Genomic DNA, 19,841 nt, shown 5'->3' on the forward strand with positions numbered 1-19,841 from the left:
GGGGGATTAATCATGTTAGTATTGGAAAATTTATTGTATACAAAGAATCATGAATGGATAAGAGTAGAAGAAGATAAAGCTTATATAGGAGTTACAGATTGTGCACAAAAATTATTAGGTGATATAGTTTTTGTAGATTTACCATCAGAAGGTGATGAGTTTTCTAAGGGAGAAGCTTTTTCAACAATTGAATCTGTTAAAGCTGCTGAAGATATTTTCATGCCTGCAAGTGGTAATGTACTACAAGTTAATGAAGAGTTAACTGATAATCCTATTCTAGTAAATGAAAATGCATATGACGCTTGGATGATTTGTGTAGAATTATCAAATAAAGATGATTTAAAAGATTTATTAAAAGCTGAAGAGTATGAAGAATTATGTAAAGACCTATGTAAAGAAGGTGAATAATATGTTTCCTTATATTCCTATTACAGAAAGAGAAAAAAAACAAATGCTTGATTTTATTTCTGTAAAATCAATAGAGGATTTATTTAAAGATATTCCGGATAATTTAAAATTAAATAGAGAATTAAACATTGATAAAGGTTTATCTGAGTTAGAAGTTGAGAAAATAATGACTAACTTAGCTAATAAAAATAAATCTATAGAAGATTTTATTTGTTTTTTAGGTGCAGGCATGTATGATCATTATGTTCCTTCTATATGTAAACATTTAACTGGAAGAACAGAATTTTATACAGCTTATACTCCATATCAACCTGAAATTAGCCAAGGAACTTTACAAGCAGTTTTTGAGTATCAAACTATGATTTGTAACTTAACAGGTATGGAAGTTTCAAACTCATCTATGTATGATGGGGCTACAGCAGCAGTAGAAGCTTCTGTAATGGCTATAGAAAATACAAAGCGAAATACCATAATAGTTTCTAAAACAGTACATCCGGACACAAGACAAGTTTTAAAAACTTATCTAAAATATAAAGGGTACGATTTATTAGAAGTTGATGAAAGTAATGGAGTTACAGATATTGAGAAGGTAAAATCATTATTAAATAAAGATGTAGCAGGAGTTATTATACAAAGTCCAAACTTCTTTGGAATTATAGAAGAGGTAGAGGAATTAGAGAAGGATATCCATTTAAATAAATCTTTACTTATTATGAGTGTGGATCCATTATCTTTAGGTGTTTTAAAAAGCCCTGGTGAACTAGGGGCAGATATAGCTATAGGGGATGGTCAAAGTCTTGGTGCTAATATTAACTTTGGAGGACCGGGTCTAGGATTTCTAAATACTACTAAAAAGCTTATGAGAAAAATGCCAGGTAGAATTGTTGGAGAAACTGACGACAGTCATGGTAACAAAGGATATGTATTAACACTTCAAGCAAGAGAACAACATATAAGAAGAGAAAAAGCTACCTCTAATATATGTTCTGATCAAACATTGATGGCAATAGGTGCTGCTGTATATATGGCTACAATAGGAAAAGAAGGTATAAAAGAAATAGGAGCTCAATGCATCAAAAAGTCTCACTATGCTTTTAATCAATTAATAGAGAGTGGTAAATATAAGCCACTATTCAATAAACCATTTTTAAAAGAGTTTGCAGTGAAATCTGATACTTGCTTATGTGAAATAAATAACAAATTACTAGATAATAATATTTTAGGTGGATATATTTTAGAAGAAGATTACCCTCAATATAAGAATTCTATGTTACTTTGTGTAACAGAAAAAAGATCGAAGGATGAAATAGACAAATTAGTTAAAGTGATGGAGGAGATATAATGAAAAGTTATAATAAAGTTATCTTTGAACTATCATGTGAGGGTAAAGTAGGTTATACGCTTCCACAAATAGATGTGGAGGATATAAATATAGAGTCTGTTATACCTAAAAATATGTTAAGAGAAGAGGATGCATATCTTCCACAAGTAAGTGAAGTTGATGTAGTTAGACATTACACTGCTCTTTCTAATAAAAACTATTGTGTAGATAAGGGGTTCTATCCTCTAGGTTCTTGTACTATGAAATATAATCCTAAAATTAATGAAGATGTGGCTATGTTTTCTGGTTTTAGTAAAATTCATCCTAAAGAATCAGCAGAAAATGTACAAGGTGCATTAGAACTTATCCACGACCTTTCCTTAAAGTTATGTGAAATTACAGGTATGGATGATTTTACATTGCAACCCGCTGCTGGAGCTCATGGTGAATTCACAGGACTTTTATTAATAAAAGCATATCATGAAAGTAGAAATGATTTTAAACGTAAAAAAATAATAGTTCCTGACTCAGCTCATGGTACAAATCCTGCAAGTGCAAAAGTGGCAGGTTTTGAAATAGTTGAAATTAAATCTGATAAGGATGGATTGGTTTCAATAGAAGAACTAAAAAAAGTTTTAAATGATGAAATAGCGGGACTGATGCTTACAAATCCAAATACTTTAGGTTTGTTTGAGAAAAATATAGAGGATATAAGTAAGTTGGTTCATGAAGCAGGCGGACTTTTATACTATGATGGAGCAAACTTAAATGCTATTATGGGAAAAGCTCGTCCTGGTGATATGGGATTTGATGTGTGTCATTTAAATCTTCATAAAACATTTTCAACACCACATGGTGGTGGTGGTCCAGGAGCAGGTCCAGTAGGCGTATGTGGTAAACTTTCTAAGTTTCTTCCGGTTCCAATTATAAAAAAGGAAGAAGAGAAGTTTGTATTTGATTATGATAGACCTGATTCTATTGGAAAAGTAAGAAGTTTTTATGGGAATTTTGGAGTGTTAGTTAGAGCCTATACCTATATACTAACTATGGGAAGTGAAGGACTGAAAGCTGCTTCAGAGAATGCTGTATTAAATGCAAATTATATAAAAGAAGCTTTGAAAGATTATTATAAGGTAGCTATAGATGAGGTATGTAAGCATGAAGTTATCTTTGCTGGTTTAAAAGATAACCCAAATCATATATCAACTTTAGATGTAGCTAAAAGATTGATTGACTATGGTGTACATCCACCAACAGTTTATTTTCCTCTAATAGTTGAAGATGCTCTTATGATAGAACCAACTGAAAGTGAAAGCTTAGAGTCCATCAATGAGTTTGTTGAAGTTATGAAGATAATAGCTATAGAAGCTAAGGAGAATCCAGAAGTTTTACATGAAGCTCCTCAAAATGCTTTAGTAAGAAGGTTAGATCAAGTTAAAGCAGCAAGAACACCAATCTTAAAGTGGAGTAAGTAACTTTTTAAGAATTAAAATTTATAGGCATTAATATAATAATGTCAAAGATTATATTAATGCCTTTTTATAAATATTTGTTAAAGTTTTAACTAAAATAAGCTTGCATATAAAGTTAATATAGTAATTCATACAGAACATATTAATACGAGGAGTGTAGTTATGAAAGATATAATTGTAATAGGCGGAGGACCTGGTGGTTATGTGGCTGCCATTAGAGCAGCGCAATTAGGAGCAAAAGTGTGCCTTATAGAAAAAGAAAATTTAGGTGGGACATGTTTAAATTATGGGTGTATTCCAACTAAAACCATATATAGAACTGCAGAACTTTTTAATAACTTAAGTCATATTGAAGACTTTGGTATTAAAGCAAATAATTTTGAAATAGATGTAGATAAAATTCAAGAAAGAAAAGGAAGCATTATAAAAACCTTAGTAACTGGAATAGAAGCTCTTTTAAAGGGAAATAATGTAGAACTTATAAGGGGTAAAGCTACATTAATTGATAAAAATACTGTAACAGTATGCAGTGAAGAAGAAATAACTATTAAAGGAAAAAATATAATTATAGCTACTGGATCTCAAGCTGAAATCCCATCCATTGAAGGAATATATGATAGTAAACATATTATAACAAGCACTGAACTTTTAGATTTTAATCATATACCAAAATCCTTAGTAGTTATAGGTGGTGGAGTAATTGGAATGGAGTTTGCCAGCATTTTTAATGCTATGGGAAGTAAAGTTACAGTGATAGTTGCGAGAAATTCTATACTATACGATATAGATAAAGATATTTCAAAGAGATATTCAGCTATGGCAAAAAAGTCTGGAATAGAGATTCTTACTTCAACTAAAGTTATAAGTTTTAGAGAGGCTGAAGAAATAGTTATACAATGTCAGGGTAAGAAAGGTGACTTTGAAGTAAGAGGGGAGAAAGTACTTCTTGCAAAAGGAAGAAAACCTAATTTTGAAGGTATTGATGTGGATAGATTAGGAATAAACATATATAAAAAAGGCATAGTGGTTGACGAAAATTATGAAACTTCTTTAAAGGGTGTATATGCTGTTGGAGATGTTAATGGGATTTCACTTCTTGCTCATGCAGCTTCTCACCAAGGGGTGGAAACTGTGGAACATATATTATTAAATAAACCTTGTCATAAAGCAGTGATTCCTTCTTGTATTTTTACTTTCCCTGAAATAGCAGTAGTAGGAATTACAGAAGAAGAAGCTAAAGAAAAGGGAATAAACTATAAAAAAAATAAATTTATGTTTGGTGCCAATGGAAAAGCTTTAGCTTTAGGTGAAGGTGAAGGTTTGGTAAAAGTTATAAGTGATGAAAACAATGTGATTTTAGGTGTGCACATTCTTGGACCCCATGGGTCAGATTTAATACTAGAAGGCACTATCATGGTTGAAAAGGAAATGACGGTGTCAGAGCTGAAAGAAGTGGTTCATAGTCATCCAACGTTAGGTGAGGCACTACATGAAGCTGTCTTAGGATTAAATAAAGAAGCTATACACAGTATAAATAGGTAACTACTATTTTTAAAATATGCATTATATTATATTCAAAATAAAAAGGAGAAAAAATGAGATATATTGATAATAATTGCACAGATCCTTATTTCAATTTAGCTCTAGAGGAGTATTTATTAAGAGAAAAGAATGGTGAATATTTTGTACTTTGGAGAGATGAACCTTGTATAGTAGTTGGAAAAAATCAAAATACTTTATCAGAGATTAATGAGGAATACATTAAAAAGCATGATATAAAAGTTGTAAGGAGACAAAGTGGAGGTGGAGCTGTTTTTCATGACCTTGGGAATTTAAACTTTACATTTATAGTTGAGGATGATGGAAAAAAATTCAATGATTTTAAGACCTTTGTTATTCCAATCATAGGTGTATTAAATGAATTAGGAGTAAAGGCAGAGTTTTCAGGGAGAAATGATCTTTTAATAGATGGTAAAAAGTTTTCTGGAAATGCTCAATGTAAATATAAAAATAGAGTAATGCATCATGGGACTTTATTATTTTCTTCTGACATAGTTAACTTAAGTGATGCTTTAATTTCTAAACCCATAAAATTTTCAGATAAAGCAGTTAAATCTGTATCTAGTAGAATTACAAATATTAGTGAACATTTACAGGAATCCTTTAGTGTTATAGATTTTAAAAATAAAATATTCGAGTATATCGGTAGAGAAGAAAAAGATAAGGTTATAACTACTTTAGATAATGAGGAAATTGAAGAGATTAAAAATCTAGTTAAAACTAAATATGAAACTTGGCAGTGGAATTTTGGACAGTCGCCCAAATATAATTTTTATAATGAGAAAAAATTATCTGCTGGTACTATAGAATTAAGTATTGATGTTGAAAAGGGTATAATGAAGCACATAAGAATTTTTGGAGATTTCTTTGGAGAAGGAAATATTGAAGATATTGAAAAAGCTCTTATAGGTAAAAAGCATAATACTGAAGAAATTCATAGAGTAATAGATAATATTAATATAAAGAATTATTTTGGAAATGTAAGTAAACAAGAGCTTTTAAGCTTATTTTTTGTATAAGATTATTTAAATTAGGCGATAGAATTTAATTACAGTATATACAAAGGAAATATAGGGACACAAAAAACACATTTAAGGTAAGATAAACTATATAAAAATATTTACTAATATTTGTTATTTAGGGTATAATTAAATTAATTTTATAAAGGGAGTGATGGTAATGGGATTATTTAGTAGTGTAATAGGAAATGCGTCAGAGGTGGATATCAATAAAATCAAGGAAGACTATATGAAATTATTAGGTTCTAATGAACAAATAGAAAAAGCATACAAGTTAGTAAGAGATATGATTATATTTACAAATAAAAGATTAATTATTATTGATAAGCAAGGGGTTACTGGTAAAAAGGTAGAGTATCATTCAATACCATATAGAGCAATTACTAATTTCAAAGTGGAAACATCAGGACATTTTGATTTAGATGCAGAACTTAAAATATTTGTTTCAGGGATGAGCATGCCTATAGAAAAGACCTTTAGCAGTAGTTGTAACATTTATGAAGTACAATCAATATTAGCAGAATATTGTAGCAGATAGTATAAACATAAGAGTGCATGATAATGAGTATTAGAAGCTAAGATTAAAATTAAAGAAAAAATAGTTTGCATATGTAAAAGTGGATTCTTGGTGAATCCACTTTTACATCCATTGTTAAGATAAATATATAAACTTTATATTGCTAGTTATGAATTAATATTATCTATTTTTCAACTATACTCTTAAGCTCCATAAGATTGGAAATCTCATATGTAGGGTTTATAGCACTTTTGTTTATAATCTTATTAGAATTAAACCAGCAGGTATCTATACCAAAATTTATTCCCCCTTGTATATCTGAAGTTAAGCTATCGCCTACCATTAATACTTTGGTTTTATCAGTATGATTTATATTTTTTAAAGTATGTTCAAATATTCTAGGATCTGGCTTAGATACTTCAATTTCATCAGATACTACTATATCATCAAAGTATCCTCCTATGACAGATTTTCTTATTCTATTATCTTGTACATCCTTAAGACCGTTAGTGATTATAATAAGCCTATAATTTTTATGTAGACTTTCTATAAGAGCTATACTATCATCATATAAAAATGATGCACTGGATAAATGTTTTACATATGATTTTGCAAAATTAACTTCATCAAATTTAGCATTTAATTTATATAATAGTCTTCTAAATCTTTCAATATTCAAATCACTCTGAATGATAAGTCCATCTTCAAACTCTTTCCATATAATTGTATTTATATCCTTATATACTTTTAAATGATAATTCTCATCATAATCTATGCCAAACTCAATCATAGTATTTTTAAGAGCGTATCTCTCAGATTTTTTAAAATCAAATAAAGTTTCATCTGCATCAAAAATTATAACTTCGTAATTCATAATAAACCTCCATCTATACTTTACATCCTCTATTGCATAAGTTACCATATTGATGTATATATCTATAGGACATATGTCATGATAAGGAGAATTTATGAAAAAAATATTGAATCAGCAACTCTTAAACAAGTATTTTACTAAGTATAATATAGAAAATCTATTTGATGAGGATATAATAAACTATGCTCAACTCCATTTTTATGAAAAAGATGAAATTATATTAGAAGCGGAGGATGAACTTGAATATTACTATTTGCTTGTAGATGGGAAAATTAAAATATCATATCTTTTTGAAAATGGTAAATCAATGCTATTAAAGTTTTATAAAGACTTTAATACTATAGGAGATTTAGAGTTTTTAAAAAATAAGCCCATACAATGTAATGTTGAAGCTATAGAAAATACTTTTTTAATTGCCATACCATCAACTATACTTAGAGCAAATTATATTGATAATGTGAACTTTTTACATCATTTAGTAGGTTCTTTAAGTGAAAAACTTCATGAAACCATTAATAATAGTTCATATAACTTTGTATATCCTCTTGTAAATAGGCTAGCTAGCTACCTAGTTGAGCATTTAGAAGATGATAGAAATTATATTCTTTTAAACTCATCATTTAAAGAGATTGCTGAATTTTTAGGAACAACTTATAGGCATTTAGTGAGAACATTTAAAGAGCTTGAATCAAAATCAATTATAAAATGTGATAATAAAAAAATATATATATTAGATGAGGATAGACTTAATGAGTTATCTAAAAATGTGTATATGAAATCCCTTTAGATATAGAAGCAATACGTCTAAATGTAGAAGAAGCATTCATAAGATAAAATTATTTATAATATATATAACATAGATAAATAATTAAGGGGGCTATTATGAGTTATACTACTGAAAGACAACCACAAGGTATTGCCAAAAGTGCAGAAGGATTTTTAAGAGAAGGGCTTGTTGCAGAAGTTGTAGCAATAAATGATTATAGTCATTTTATAACAATTACAGAAAATAAAGAACTTAAGGAACTATTTCATCATATTATGGAAGATGAAAAGAGACATTATGCAATGTTTTTAAATGCTCTAAGATGTATTGATCCAGAGCAAGCTGCTTTAGAAGAAGAAGCTAGGGAACATGTAAATATATCATCTAAGGAAAAGTATAAAGATTATACTAATAAATATGATAAGGATGTTAATCTACTTGTAACTATTAGAGAGGGAATAAAGGGAGAGTTAGAGGCTATTTTGCTTTATGAACAATTTGTTAGAAACTTAGATAACAGTACTTTAGTTAAAATAATAAATGAAATAACTAGAGATGAAAAGGAACATGTGGAAGAATTAACTAGAGCTTTAGTTATTTTAGATAAAGATAATTATGGAACATTATAAGAAAGTATAAAATAATCTGTGTAAACCCAATAAGAAGAATATGATTATTCTTATATAATTTGGGGAGCACAGATTATATTTTTAATGTAATAGAGACTTTAAGTGTACTGAGTTAATTCCTCAAAAATATCAATACCTCTGTCGTCATATAAGAAAAACACAGTTCCTGTTTCAAGGTCTATGATGTAAACAGAACAATCAAGCTCTGTGTTATCCCCTAAATCAGAGGTAATTATTTTACGAAAAAGTGTTTCAATATCAATTTTATTGGTTTTCCATATATATCTTATACCATGAAAGGTTTCTTCTTCGTCAGTCCAATGAAAGGGAATGGTTTGGTTTTCGGCCGCTGCAAGGCATGACTCAACAAATTCTTTTTCGTTCTTTACCGCACGATTGTATTTATCTTCATAAATAACGGCTAAATTATTAGTAAAATGTTTCTGTATATAGAGCTTTATGGCAAGCTGAGAGCAAGTATCAATATATTCCGTTCTTGCATTTAGAGCATCATCATAGGGATTATCACATTCTAATGGAAACTCTTTACAGAAGTGGGTAGTTAATAATGATTGGTTTAACAATTGGTTTCTAAACATTCCAATTGCTTCATACGTATGATGTGACCATTCGCTCCAAAAGGCAAAATATCCATCTCTTTCATAAGGTTCGTCTGGTAAAATTTTAGGTGAACACTGGTTATAAAACTTCTCAACAGCCCTAGAAAATCGTAAAACCTCATTTCGATATTTTAGCAATGAAACCGTGTAGGTGGTTCCTTCTTCCGTTTGGATAACAACCACATCTGTCTTGTGCGTAACAGAATAATCAATACCATTATCGCATCCAATTATTGTTACTTCACTCAAAGTGTCAGATGCAAATAAACTGTTACCACAACAAGGAAGCATCTGTTCATAAGGAGTAATCGCATGATCATGTGTTAAGGTTCTAAGCATCTGTAGTGCAGAAGCACTTGTACAGCATGAGTAATCTAACCGTGTATCTCCGATTGTGACTGTAACATCTCCGTGTAGGCATAAATCTTTTGGAGCGTCTTCAGAATCATCAATCCAGCAGAGATTTGACCAAGAAATTACAAATGGTGTGTCTTTCATTATCATAAGCCATCCTCCTAAAAAGAGTTTCTAATGTAGTGTCATGGAATATATGCATAAATTGTTGATTGCAGAACACAGCATTTTCAATTAGGGATTCTATGCTATCAAATGCCTGCTCATCCTCGGATATCCACAAAGAAACCGTCTTGGCAGAGCCGTTTTTTGAAATAAAGCATTTTATCTCCTTGTATGAAAACTCAAGCTCACGCCCTGCATTTATCAAATATAACAATGCAGCTAAGGAATGATAGTGAAACAACTCATTTGCTAGGTTATCATACAAGTTTTCGGACATATCCTCAAGTACATATTTTCCTTTTGTGCCATCAGCATTAATATAAAATCCATCAATGATTTCATTGATACCTCCACCAAATGACCAGTTGTTGGATTCAATAAAACCAATAAATTTATTGAAAAATTCATCTTCAGATAGATTCATTGGCACTTCTACGCAGCCTTGTATCTCAAACTCTTTGCTCAAAATAATCACCACCTATCATATAAATTCAATTTATAAGCGTAAATCTCATCAACTACCTTTTAGTAAATATTTGCATGGTTGTATTTTTTATCATTTTACCATGACCAGACAAATACATCAACGGCTTAAATATGAGCAGCAAAGAAGAAGAAATTGTAAAGAAACAAGAATAATGCTATGCTTATATAAAACCTTAAAAATTGATAAATATAAGAATGAATAATTAACATGAAAGAACATAATTGGGAGCGATATTATGAATATAAAAATAGAAAAAAACTGTGATAATGTAGATTGGAGCTTGATTCCAGAAATATTAAAGCTGGGAGGTATGGGGTATTTTGATGAAGCAACCCATAAGAAAGCCTTTGAAAACAGCTATATTGCTATATTTGTATATGATAATGATAATCTTATTGGATTTGGAAGAGCATTATCAGATGGAGTTTATCAAGGTGCAATTTATGATGTAGCCATATTGCCACAGTATCAAGGTAAAGGAATAGGAAAGTTAATTGTAAGCACTATACTTGAGTCATTGCCAGGATGCAATGTGATTTTATATGCTGCTATGGGAAAAGAAGGATTCTATAATAGCTTTAATTTTAGAAAGATGAAAACTGGTATGGCTTTATTTAATAATGCTGAAAATATGAAAGAAAAGGGATTTATTGAATAGAAAACTTTACAAAAAATATTATTATAAACCCTTTAATAATTTATAGATGAATATTATAATATTTAGAGAGACTAAATTATATGACTATTATAATTATTTAGATATTTTAAAAATTAATTACTTTTATATCTAAGATTAAAGAATAATAGGAATATAAAATTTATATTATCGGGAGGGCGAAAAATGATAACAGTAAACAAAGAAAAGGTTCTAAATACAGCAAAAGAAATATTGCTTATTGATAGCCCAAGTGGATTTTGTTATGACGTTATGGACAAAATCCAATCAATGACAGAAGAACTAGGTTATGCTTTTGAAAAGACTGTTAAAGGCTGTGGAGTTATAACTGTTCCAGGAAAAAGTAGTGATAAAGTAATAGGGTTATCTGCACATGTAGATACATTAGGAGCTATGGTAAGATCTATTTCTAGCGAAGGTACTTTAAAGTTTACTTTAATTGGAGGACCAATAGTTCCTACTTTAGATGCTGAATATTGTAAGGTTAGAACTAGAGAAGGAAAAATATATAATGGAACATTCCTAAGTACAAGTCCAGCAGCTCACGTATTTGAAGATGCAAAATCTAAAGCTCGTGATCCAAAGAATATGGAAGTAAGACTTGATGAAGTTGTAAAATCTAAAGAAGATGTAGAAAAACTAGGAATATGCCCTGGAGATTTTATATTTATAGATCCTAAAACTACTATAACAGAAAGTGGATTTTTGAAATCTAGATTTATAGATGATAAAGGTAGCGTTGCATGTTTAATGAATCTTCTTCATATATTAAGTAGCGAAAAGATAGTTCCTACCTATACTACTAAAGTATTTATATCTGTTTATGAAGAAGTTGGACATGGTTCAGCTTATATACCATCAGATATAACAGAAATGATAGCTGTAGATATGGGATGTATTGGAGAAGATTTATCTTGTACAGAATATGATGTTTCTATCTGTGCTAAGGATTCTAATGGGCCATATGATTTTAATATGACTACAGACCTAGTAAATCTTGCTAAAAGCAACGAAATAAAATATGCTGTAGACATTTATCCAATGTATGGTTCAGATGTTGGAGCAGCACTTAGTGGTGGAAATAATATTAAAGGTGCACTAATAGGACCTGGAGTTCATGCTTCCCATGGAATGGAAAGAACTCACTACACAGCTTTAGAAGGAACAATAAAATTATTATATGCTTACTTAACAAGATAGTTATTAAGACTCAATTTATCATTAGATATGGTAGGTTGAGTCTTATTTCTACAAGAAATTTTCCCCATGATTAAAGATATTGAAAAATCTATAACAACATATAAGCAAAGTATAATTAGGTTTACATATAATTCAATATTAAGTATAATTTAGATATATTATGGATATGAATTTTACGATAAAAAGGGGGAGACATATTGAATTATAAAATAAAAAAAGAAATTATTATTACCCTTGCCTTTGTGATAGGATTTATCCTTTTAATAGGAGGAATGTACATATCATTGCCAGCTAATGAGAAAAGCTATATAGGCAAAAATTCTTCTAATATAGATTTCACTAATTATGAGGATTATTCTGCATTAGAAATTTTTGATGATAGTGTAAAGGATAAAAAGATAGTTTTGACTAATGAAGAAATTGGAATAAAGGAGAATGCGCAAATTCAATATAAATTTATATCTTACTTAATGGATACATGGAAGTTAAAATATTTTTTAGTTGATGTAGGGTATGCAGAAGCTGCAATTATAAATGAATACTTGCAGACTGGAGATGAAGCCTTACTAGAATCATATAATAATAGTTCTATGGGATATGCATTTATTGGAGATTCAAAGCAGGAAATGCTAAAAAAATTATACATAAAAAATAGTCAGCTTCCCGATAATAAAAAATTAAATATAATGGGAATAGGAATAAATGAGTCCGTTCAATCTGTTGACTTATATTTTAAAAGGATAATTAGTAGAAATCCTGATTTAACAGATAAGCAGATAGAAAATATAAATAATATTTTAGAAAACTTAAAAAGTGAAGAGATTATAACAAATATAAGTAATGATGAGGAATTAGAAAAAAGAAATGAAATAATTTTAAAGCATATTGATAATTTTTATAGTGATATTAATGCCAATGAAGAAGAATATAAAGAAGCTTTAAATGATGATTTAAATAACATAAAAATTGTTTTAGATAATATAAGAAATTTGCAAGAAATTATGAAAACATATCATCAAGATGATTCAAATAATACAAATGGAAATGAAAAGTATTCTCAATATTTATATGATAATTTGAATAGTTTCTATAAAGATATGAATATGAAAAGATGTTATATCCATGTATACCAGATATATAGCTATCAACATAAAATTTTAGATGTAGATTTTTTAGGAGCAAAAATTGCAAAGGATAAGAAATTTAAGGATAAGGTTTTAGGGATTAATGTTATATACCAAAAAGGTAAATTTAATTTTGATAATACACATATGCAAATAAATGCAGCAAGAGAAGATTTAAATACGCTCCTCGAAGAAATAAAGTTAGATAAAGAGGATATGGTAATAGATTTAAACAACTCAAGAAGTCCATATAAAAGAAAATTTACTCCTATATATTTTCCATTTCCAGATGATATCTTATATTCACAAGAAGATGTAGCTGGGGAAGAAGTTGGAGGAATTATAGGGAAAGAACCAGGGGTAACTACTGATTATTTTCAAGGAGTAATTATTATAAAGAATCCTTCTATAGACGAAACTTATTATAATAGATTATATAATAATCAATAAATAATTGGTTTATTCAAGTCACTGCAATAAATGGCTTGAATTTATTATAATAAAGTATTATTCTAAAGATGGAATACTAAATTTAAATTTTCATAAAAATAAATGTAAAGGTTTAAAAATCTAACGGAAAAGATAAAACAATCTAATCTGAAAGAAAACTATAAAACCAGAACCATAGTTATTGTTATATATTATGGGTCTAGCTTTCTTTCTATATTAAGATGGCTAGACTTTTATTTTAGGTTAAGTATATTATAAAATTATATTGTAAAGGGGAAAATTATGATAAGAGATTTAATAGATAAGTTAGCTTTAACTAATAATTTATCTTCAGAGGAGTTATTGTACATATTAGATAATTTGGATGAAGAAAGTAAAAAATATTTAATAGAAAAAGCTCATGAAACTAGGATGAAAGTATATGGAGATAAAGTATATATAAGAGGTCTCATTGAATTCACTAATTACTGTAGCATGAATTGTGTTTATTGTGGAATTAGAGCAGAAAATAAAAATGCTGATAGATATAGACTTACTCTAGAAGAGATATTAGAATGTGCAGACCTAGGAGATGAACTAGGATATAAAACTTTTGTATTACAAGGTGGAGAAGATCCATATTATACAGATGAAAGATTAGTACAGGTTATTAAAGCTATAAAACAAAGATATCCTGAAAATGCTATAACAATTTCTTTAGGAGAGAGAAGTTATGAATCCTATAAGAAACTTTATGATGCAGGTGCAGATAGATACTTATTAAGACACGAAACTGCTACAAAAGAACTTTATGATAGATTTCATCCAGGTGCTACCTTTGAGAATAGAAGACAATGCCTATACAACCTAAAGGAAATAGGATATCAAATAGGGGCAGGATTTATGGTGGGGTTACCTGGACAAGAAAATAAGGATTTAGTTAATGACTTAAGATTTATAAAAGAACTATCTCCTCATATGTGTGGATTGGGTCCTTTTATACCCCATAAGGACACAGTATTAAAGGATTGTAAATCAGGAACTTTAGAAAAAACTATTACTATGCTAGCTTTAGTAAGACTTTTAGTCCCAAATATTTTATTACCTGCTACTACAGCACTAGGTAGTATTAATCCTTTGGGAAGGGAGATGGGAATTAAAGCTGGAGCAAATGTTGTTATGCCTAACCTATCACCAAGAAGTGTGAGAGAGAAATATTCTCTTTATGATGGAAAGATATGCACTGGAGATGAAGCAGCAGAATGTAGATATTGTATTGAAAATAGAATAAAAAGTGCAGGATTCCAGTTAGATATTACTAGAGGAGATAATTTAGACTGGATACGTAAGCAATAGATTAGAAGGAGAGAGAGAATGAATACTACACCTAATTCTAATAGAACGCATATAGCTATATATGGTAAAACTAATGTAGGAAAATCATCATTATTAAATAAAATTCTTAAACAAGAAATTTCTATAGTTTCAGATGTAAGAGGAACTACTACAGACCCAGTTTCAAAGGCAATGGAGTTAATTCCAATTGGTCCAGTTCTATTTATTGATACAGCAGGACTTTGGGATGATACCAAGCTTGGAGCTGTAAGGAGTGAGAAAACTCTTGAAATAGTTAAGAGGACAGATTTAGCTCTATATGTTATGGATTCTGATGATATAGACATAAAAGCTTACGAAGAAGTAAAGTTAAATTTTAAAAAGTATAATGTGCCACATATCCTTGTCATTAATAAGATAGATGTTTTAAATAATAATAAAATAATAGATTTGAAAAATGAGTTTTCTGAAGGTGTATTTGTATCTTCCATAACTGGTGAAGGAATTGAAATTTTAAAGGGAAAAATTATAGCTATGGTACAAGAGAATCAAGAGGAACTTCCCATAATAGGTGATTTATTACCTTATAATAGTAAGGTTGTTCTTGTAGTACCTATAGATTCAGAAGCACCGAAAGGAAGGTTAATATTACCTCAGGTTCAATGCATAAGAGATTGTTTAGATTATGGAATAAAAAGTTATGTAGTAAGAGATACAGAATTGGAATCTGCTCTGGTAGATATTAAGGATATAGACTTAGTAATAACAGATTCCCAAGCTTTTAAGAAGGTAGATAAAATAGTTCCATCTAATATTAAATTAACTAGTTTCTCTATGCTCTTTGCAAGACATAAAGGAGACCTATCTGTATTTGTAGAGGGGGCTAATAAAATCAAAGACCTTAATGAAAATTCACGAATACTTATATCAGAAAGCTGCTCTCATAATGTGTCTCATGAAGATATAGGAAAAGTTAAGATTCCAAAGCTTTTAAATAAGCATGTAGGATTTGATCTTAATTATGAATATAGAGTTGGTCATGATTTCCCAGAGGACATTGAAAAATATGATTTGATAATTCATTGTGGAGCATGTATGATAAATAGAAAAACTGTTATTAACAGAATAAATCAGTGCAAAGATAAGAAGGTTTCTATAACTAACTATGGAGTTATACTTGCATATTTAACAGGTATTTTAGATCGAACCTTATCAATTTATAAAATGTAAATTATTCCATATAGAATATAAATTTGACAATTCAAATAGCAAGGTATAAAATATCTATGGGTGTAAAGCTTATTTTGCACCCATAAATAATAGCATAAGCATTAGGCTTCAGAGGACGATAATCTTCCCCTGAGGCTATGTTCGTTGCCACGATACTCTACTTTAGTACTTAGTGGTAGAAATAAGTATTAAAATAGAATATTGTTGAGTGACTAAAGCTAAAGTAAAGGATGGAGAAAAGATGTCACCAAAGATTTTTACTCTTATTAAAGAGAAAAAGATTACTAAAGAGCAAGTAATGAAGGATGTTATGGCTGGAATTATAGTAGCTATAATAGCATTACCACTTTCAATTGCACTAGGTATATCTTCTGGAGTATCTCCGGAAAAAGGCCTCATCACTGCTATAGTTGCTGGATTTATAATTTCTTTTTTAGGTGGAAGTAGAGTGCAAATAGGAGGTCCCACCGGAGCTTTTGTAGTTATAGTTTATACTATAGTACAAATGTATGGTATTAATGGTCTTATAATAGCAACCCTTATGGCTGGAATTATGCTTGTTATAATGGGAGTATTAAAATTAGGAGATCTTATAAAGTATGTTCCACATACTATAACTGTAGGTTTTACTAGTGGGATAGCCATAACTTTATTATCTACACAAGTTAAAGATTTTTTAGGACTTAATATTAAAAATGTACCAGCAGAGTTTATACCTAAGTGGCAAAGCTACTTTTCTAATATGGGCACTTTAAATATTACTGCACTTTTAGTTGGAATTGGATGTATACTGATAATGGTGTTTTGGCCAAAGGTAAATAAAACTATTCCGGGTTCCGTTATAGCACTTATTGTATCTACTCTAGCAGTTCAGTTATTTAATTTACCAGTAGAAACAATAGGTAGTAGATATGCACAAATATCATCTAGTATACCAGTGCCTTCAATTCCCATGTTTGAAATAGAAACAATAAAAGTTTTATTTAAGCCAGCTATGACTATTGCAATATTAGCAGCTATAGAATCATTACTATCAGCAGTTGTAGCTGATGGAATGATAGATGATAGTCATGATTCAAATATGGAGCTCATTGCTCAAGGTATTGGAAATATAGGTTCAGCTTTATTTGGAGGAATTCCAGCTACAGGAGCCATTGCAAGAACAGCAGCTAATGTTAAAAATGGTGGTAGAAGTCCAATTTCAGGAATGGTACATGCTATAACCTTATTATTAATAATGCTATTATTTATGCCTTTAGCTAAAATGATACCTATGACAACTTTGGCAGCAGTATTAATTGTAGTTTCTTATAATATGGGTGAGTGGTCAACCTTTAAATCCCTTCTTAAAGCACCAAAAAGTGATATTATAATTTTACTTTTAACTTTTATATTTACTATAGTATTTGATTTAGTAGTAGCTATAGAGATAGGAATGATTCTAGCTATGTTCTTATGGATAAGAAGATTAGCTGAAACTACAGATATTAAAAAAGTTCAAGGAATAAAAAGCAAAAGAAATAAAGATGGAGAAGTAATACAGATTGATAATAATAAAATTTTAATATATGAAGTAAACGGACCTTTCTTCTTTGGAGTAGTTCAAGATTTTATTAAGATGATAAGTAAAATTGAGACTGCAGCAGAAGTATTATTATTAGACATGAGGCATACTCAAGCATTAGATGCCAGTGCAATTTCAGCGCTAGAAAGGTTACACAATCATTGTAATAAGCACAATATAAAACTGATAATATCCAATCTACAACTACAACCTAAAAAAGCACTTACTAAAATGGAGTTTGTAAAATCCTTAGGTGAAGAAGCGGTGTTTAATACGAGAGAAGAAGGATTAAAGGCTGCACATGAGTATATAAATATAGAAGGAAAGCTTTTGGGATAAAATTAAAGGTTCTGTATAAATAGTTTACTATTTGCATACAGAACCTATTTTTCTTATATAAGAGGACTTATATAAGAGGTTCTTTTACCTTTATTTATAAGCATTGATAGGCAGTCAGCGATTATACTCATGCCAACTTGAATTTCTTCTAAATTAGTGGCAGCATAACTAAGTCTTAAAGTGTTATCTATATTTTTATCTTTATTTACATAGAATACATTGCAAGGAACAATTAATACATCTTTTTTTGAACATTGAACATATAGCTCACTAGCAGAAACGCCCTTAGGAAGTTTTACCCAAAAGTTAAGACCACCTTTAGGATCTATAAAATCTATGCCATATATTTTAAGCTTTTTTAGTTCTGATTTCATGGCATCATATTTTATTTTATACATCTCTATCATATATTTTAGATGTTTTTCCCAGTAACCATTTTTAAAATAAAGTTGCAGTGCTCTTTGAATTAATCCAGAAGAAGAAATGTCAGTAGTATGTTTTGCTGCTAAAAGTTCATCTTTTATAGCTTTAGGAGAAATTATAAATCCTATTCTAAGTCCAGGCATTAAAAGCTTTGAGAAGCTTTTGATATAGATAACCCTATTTTTACTATCCATAGATTTAAGGGTTTTGCTCTTAAAAGAACTATCATAGGAAAGTCCAGATAAAGAATCATCCTCCACCAAATATAAATCGTATTTATCAGCTAAAGCTAATAGCTGATTAAGTTTTTCTTCAGAATAAGAGGCTGTAGTAGGATTTTGAAATTGAGTCATTACATATATTAATTTAGGTTTATATATTTTAATATTTGCTTCTAATAACTTTAAGTTTATGCCATCAGCTTCCATGGGTACACCGATGATATTAGCTCCTCTAGATTTAAATACAGCAACAGCTCCTGTATAAGTAGGATTTTCTGTAATAACATAATCACCAGGACTTAGTAGAGCTTTACCAATTATATCGATACCCTGTTGAGCACCAGAAACTATTTGAATGCTATCTGAAGTAGCATTTATTCCATACTCTTGAAGAAAATAATCACATAAAGAAGACCTAAGAGGTTCATAACCATTGCTTTCTTGGTATCCAAATGCGTAACCTTTATCTCTATCTAGGACTTCATTTAAAGCAGATTTAAAGGCTTCAAAAGGGAAGATACCTGGATCAGGAGTAGCACTAGCAAAGTTAATAGTAGTTGAAGACATAGCAATTTGACCATTAGACATAAGCTTAAAGTCTTCCTGGTAGTTAGGAGAAGCTACATAGGTATTATGTGAATCTAGATTTTCAGAATTTATACCTCTACTATTGGATGGGGAGGATGAAATATCATAACTCATATAGATATTATCTTGCTCTGCTACATAATATCCACTTCCCTTTATAGCGTTAACGTATCCGTTTATCTCAAGTTGTTTATATGCATTAACTATAGTTACATTATTAACTTCTAATTCATTAGCTAATTTACGAATAGGGGGAAGCTTATCACCAATTTTTAAAGTGTTAGATTTTATTAATGCTTCAATTTTATTAGCTACTTGAAGGTACATAGGTATTGTAGATGATTTATCTAATTCTATTGAAATAGAGTTCATTATTAATACTCCTTTCATTATTCTAAATATAATTATTGTAACGATACAATAATTATATATTTAAGTAATGACATTGTAAAGAAAAGATTGAAGATAATTATAAGAAAAGAGCATTAATACTGCTTACAAATGTATTAATACTCCTTTT

General features: G+C 29.6%; 18 protein-coding genes. 14 read left to right on the forward strand and 4 right to left on the reverse strand.

Features of this window, described 5'->3' with window-relative positions:
* Positions 1-12 precede the first annotated feature (12 nt).
* The 6 genes from gcvH to B3086_RS15920 all read left to right on the forward strand — a co-directional run bounded on the left by gcvH (position 13) and on the right by B3086_RS15920 (position 6,318).
* On the forward strand, positions 13-408 hold the full coding sequence (gene gcvH / locus B3086_RS15895; RefSeq protein ID WP_346878510.1) for a glycine cleavage system protein GcvH: 396 nt from the start codon (positions 13-15) through the stop codon (positions 406-408).
* Position 409: 1 nt separating this feature from the next.
* Entirely contained in the window at positions 410-1,750 is a 1,341-nt protein-coding gene (gcvPA, locus tag B3086_RS15900) for an aminomethyl-transferring glycine dehydrogenase subunit GcvPA (protein WP_346894100.1), read from the forward strand.
* A complete protein-coding gene (gcvPB, locus tag B3086_RS15905; RefSeq protein ID WP_346877267.1) occupies positions 1,750-3,204 on the forward strand; it encodes an aminomethyl-transferring glycine dehydrogenase subunit GcvPB in 1,455 nt (484 codons plus the stop codon). The genes gcvPA and gcvPB overlap by 1 nt, the downstream gene beginning before the upstream one ends.
* Positions 3,205-3,363: 159 nt before the next feature.
* Positions 3,364-4,743: a dihydrolipoyl dehydrogenase gene (lpdA, locus tag B3086_RS15910; protein WP_346893894.1), complete on the forward strand. Its 1,380-nt coding sequence runs from the start codon at positions 3,364-3,366 to the stop codon at positions 4,741-4,743.
* A 53-nt stretch (positions 4,744-4,796) separates the two neighbouring features.
* Complete coding sequence (locus tag B3086_RS15915; RefSeq protein WP_346847372.1) at positions 4,797-5,780, forward strand: lipoate--protein ligase; 984 nt, start codon at positions 4,797-4,799, stop codon at positions 5,778-5,780.
* Positions 5,781-5,940: 160 nt separating this feature from the next.
* On the forward strand, positions 5,941-6,318 hold the full coding sequence (locus B3086_RS15920) for a PH domain-containing protein (RefSeq protein WP_346847373.1): 378 nt from the start codon (positions 5,941-5,943) through the stop codon (positions 6,316-6,318).
* Positions 6,319-6,481: 163 nt separating this feature from the next.
* On the opposite strand, the gene B3086_RS15925 is transcribed toward B3086_RS15920, so the two are convergent.
* On the reverse strand, positions 6,482-7,171 hold the full coding sequence (locus tag B3086_RS15925) for a YjjG family noncanonical pyrimidine nucleotidase (RefSeq protein ID WP_346847374.1): 690 nt from the start codon (positions 7,169-7,171) through the stop codon (positions 6,482-6,484).
* Positions 7,172-7,265: 94 nt separating this feature from the next.
* On the opposite strand from B3086_RS15925, the gene B3086_RS15930 reads away from it, so the two are divergent.
* Positions 7,266-7,958: a Crp/Fnr family transcriptional regulator gene (locus tag B3086_RS15930; RefSeq protein ID WP_346847375.1), complete on the forward strand. Its 693-nt coding sequence runs from the start codon at positions 7,266-7,268 to the stop codon at positions 7,956-7,958.
* 95 nt (positions 7,959-8,053) lie between these two features.
* Positions 8,054-8,566, forward strand: a complete 513-nt coding sequence (locus B3086_RS15935; RefSeq protein ID WP_346879492.1) for a ferritin-like domain-containing protein — start codon at positions 8,054-8,056, stop codon at positions 8,564-8,566.
* A 98-nt stretch (positions 8,567-8,664) separates the two neighbouring features.
* On the opposite strand, the gene B3086_RS15940 is transcribed toward B3086_RS15935, so the two are convergent.
* Positions 8,665-9,690, reverse strand: a complete 1,026-nt coding sequence (locus B3086_RS15940; protein WP_346893896.1) for a DUF3885 domain-containing protein — start codon at positions 9,688-9,690, stop codon at positions 8,665-8,667.
* A complete protein-coding gene (locus B3086_RS15945; RefSeq protein ID WP_346893898.1) occupies positions 9,635-10,171 on the reverse strand; it encodes a hypothetical protein in 537 nt (178 codons plus the stop codon). The genes B3086_RS15940 and B3086_RS15945 overlap by 56 nt, the downstream gene beginning before the upstream one ends.
* Before the next feature lie 256 nt (positions 10,172-10,427).
* On the opposite strand from B3086_RS15945, the gene B3086_RS15950 reads away from it, so the two are divergent.
* The 6 genes from B3086_RS15950 (at position 10,428) to B3086_RS15975 (ending at position 18,089) form a co-directional block, all read left to right on the forward strand.
* On the forward strand, positions 10,428-10,850 hold the full coding sequence (locus B3086_RS15950; protein WP_346847379.1) for a GNAT family N-acetyltransferase: 423 nt from the start codon (positions 10,428-10,430) through the stop codon (positions 10,848-10,850).
* 183 nt (positions 10,851-11,033) lie between these two features.
* Complete coding sequence (locus tag B3086_RS15955; RefSeq protein ID WP_346847380.1) at positions 11,034-12,068, forward strand: M42 family metallopeptidase; 1,035 nt, start codon at positions 11,034-11,036, stop codon at positions 12,066-12,068.
* Between the two features lie 197 nt (positions 12,069-12,265).
* Complete coding sequence (locus tag B3086_RS15960; protein WP_346893900.1) at positions 12,266-13,642, forward strand: hypothetical protein; 1,377 nt, start codon at positions 12,266-12,268, stop codon at positions 13,640-13,642.
* 282 nt (positions 13,643-13,924) lie between these two features.
* The gene (hydE, locus tag B3086_RS15965) at positions 13,925-14,977 is read left to right on the forward strand and encodes a [FeFe] hydrogenase H-cluster radical SAM maturase HydE (protein ID WP_346847382.1); all 1,053 of its coding nucleotides are present in this window, start codon (positions 13,925-13,927) and stop codon (positions 14,975-14,977) included.
* A gap of 18 nt (positions 14,978-14,995) precedes the next feature.
* Positions 14,996-16,186 carry a [FeFe] hydrogenase H-cluster maturation GTPase HydF gene (gene hydF / locus B3086_RS15970; protein WP_346847383.1) on the forward strand — a complete coding sequence of 397 codons (1,191 nt, stop codon included), beginning with the start codon at positions 14,996-14,998 and terminating at the stop codon, positions 16,184-16,186.
* A gap of 241 nt (positions 16,187-16,427) precedes the next feature.
* Positions 16,428-18,089, forward strand: coding sequence for a SulP family inorganic anion transporter (locus tag B3086_RS15975; protein WP_346847433.1), 1,662 nt, complete (start codon positions 16,428-16,430; stop codon positions 18,087-18,089).
* Positions 18,090-18,142: 53 nt separating this feature from the next.
* On the opposite strand, the gene B3086_RS15980 is transcribed toward B3086_RS15975, so the two are convergent.
* Positions 18,143-19,693 carry a PLP-dependent aminotransferase family protein gene (locus B3086_RS15980; protein ID WP_346847384.1) on the reverse strand — a complete coding sequence of 517 codons (1,551 nt, stop codon included), beginning with the start codon at positions 19,691-19,693 and terminating at the stop codon, positions 18,143-18,145.
* Positions 19,694-19,841: the final 148 nt, after the last annotated feature.

The sequence above is a fragment of the Clostridium sp. UBA871 genome (genome assembly GCF_002295255.1).
Lineage (GTDB): Bacteria > Bacillota > Clostridia > Clostridiales > Clostridiaceae > Clostridium_J > Clostridium_J sulfidigenes.

Excerpts from the sequence above, each read along its gene's own strand:
- gcvH (WP_346878510.1), top strand. The coding sequence starts at position 13 with ATGTTAGTATTGGAAAATTTATTGTATACAAAGAATCATGAATGGATA.
- gcvPA (WP_346894100.1), top strand. The coding sequence starts at position 410 with ATGTTTCCTTATATTCCTATTACAGAAAGAGAAAAAAAACAAATGCTT.
- gcvPB (WP_346877267.1), top strand. The coding sequence starts at position 1,750 with ATGAAAAGTTATAATAAAGTTATCTTTGAACTATCATGTGAGGGTAAA.
- lpdA (WP_346893894.1), top strand. The coding sequence starts at position 3,364 with ATGAAAGATATAATTGTAATAGGCGGAGGACCTGGTGGTTATGTGGCT.
- B3086_RS15915 (WP_346847372.1), top strand. The coding sequence starts at position 4,797 with ATGAGATATATTGATAATAATTGCACAGATCCTTATTTCAATTTAGCT.
- B3086_RS15920 (WP_346847373.1), top strand. The coding sequence starts at position 5,941 with ATGGGATTATTTAGTAGTGTAATAGGAAATGCGTCAGAGGTGGATATC.
- B3086_RS15925 (WP_346847374.1), bottom strand. The coding sequence starts at position 7,171 with ATGAATTACGAAGTTATAATTTTTGATGCAGATGAAACTTTATTTGAT.
- B3086_RS15930 (WP_346847375.1), top strand. The coding sequence starts at position 7,266 with ATGAAAAAAATATTGAATCAGCAACTCTTAAACAAGTATTTTACTAAG.
- B3086_RS15935 (WP_346879492.1), top strand. The coding sequence starts at position 8,054 with ATGAGTTATACTACTGAAAGACAACCACAAGGTATTGCCAAAAGTGCA.
- B3086_RS15940 (WP_346893896.1), bottom strand. The coding sequence starts at position 9,690 with ATGATAATGAAAGACACACCATTTGTAATTTCTTGGTCAAATCTCTGC.
- B3086_RS15950 (WP_346847379.1), top strand. The coding sequence starts at position 10,428 with ATGAATATAAAAATAGAAAAAAACTGTGATAATGTAGATTGGAGCTTG.
- B3086_RS15955 (WP_346847380.1), top strand. The coding sequence starts at position 11,034 with ATGATAACAGTAAACAAAGAAAAGGTTCTAAATACAGCAAAAGAAATA.
- hydE (WP_346847382.1), top strand. The coding sequence starts at position 13,925 with ATGATAAGAGATTTAATAGATAAGTTAGCTTTAACTAATAATTTATCT.
- hydF (WP_346847383.1), top strand. The coding sequence starts at position 14,996 with ATGAATACTACACCTAATTCTAATAGAACGCATATAGCTATATATGGT.
- B3086_RS15975 (WP_346847433.1), top strand. The coding sequence starts at position 16,428 with ATGTCACCAAAGATTTTTACTCTTATTAAAGAGAAAAAGATTACTAAA.
- B3086_RS15980 (WP_346847384.1), bottom strand. The coding sequence starts at position 19,693 with ATGAACTCTATTTCAATAGAATTAGATAAATCATCTACAATACCTATG.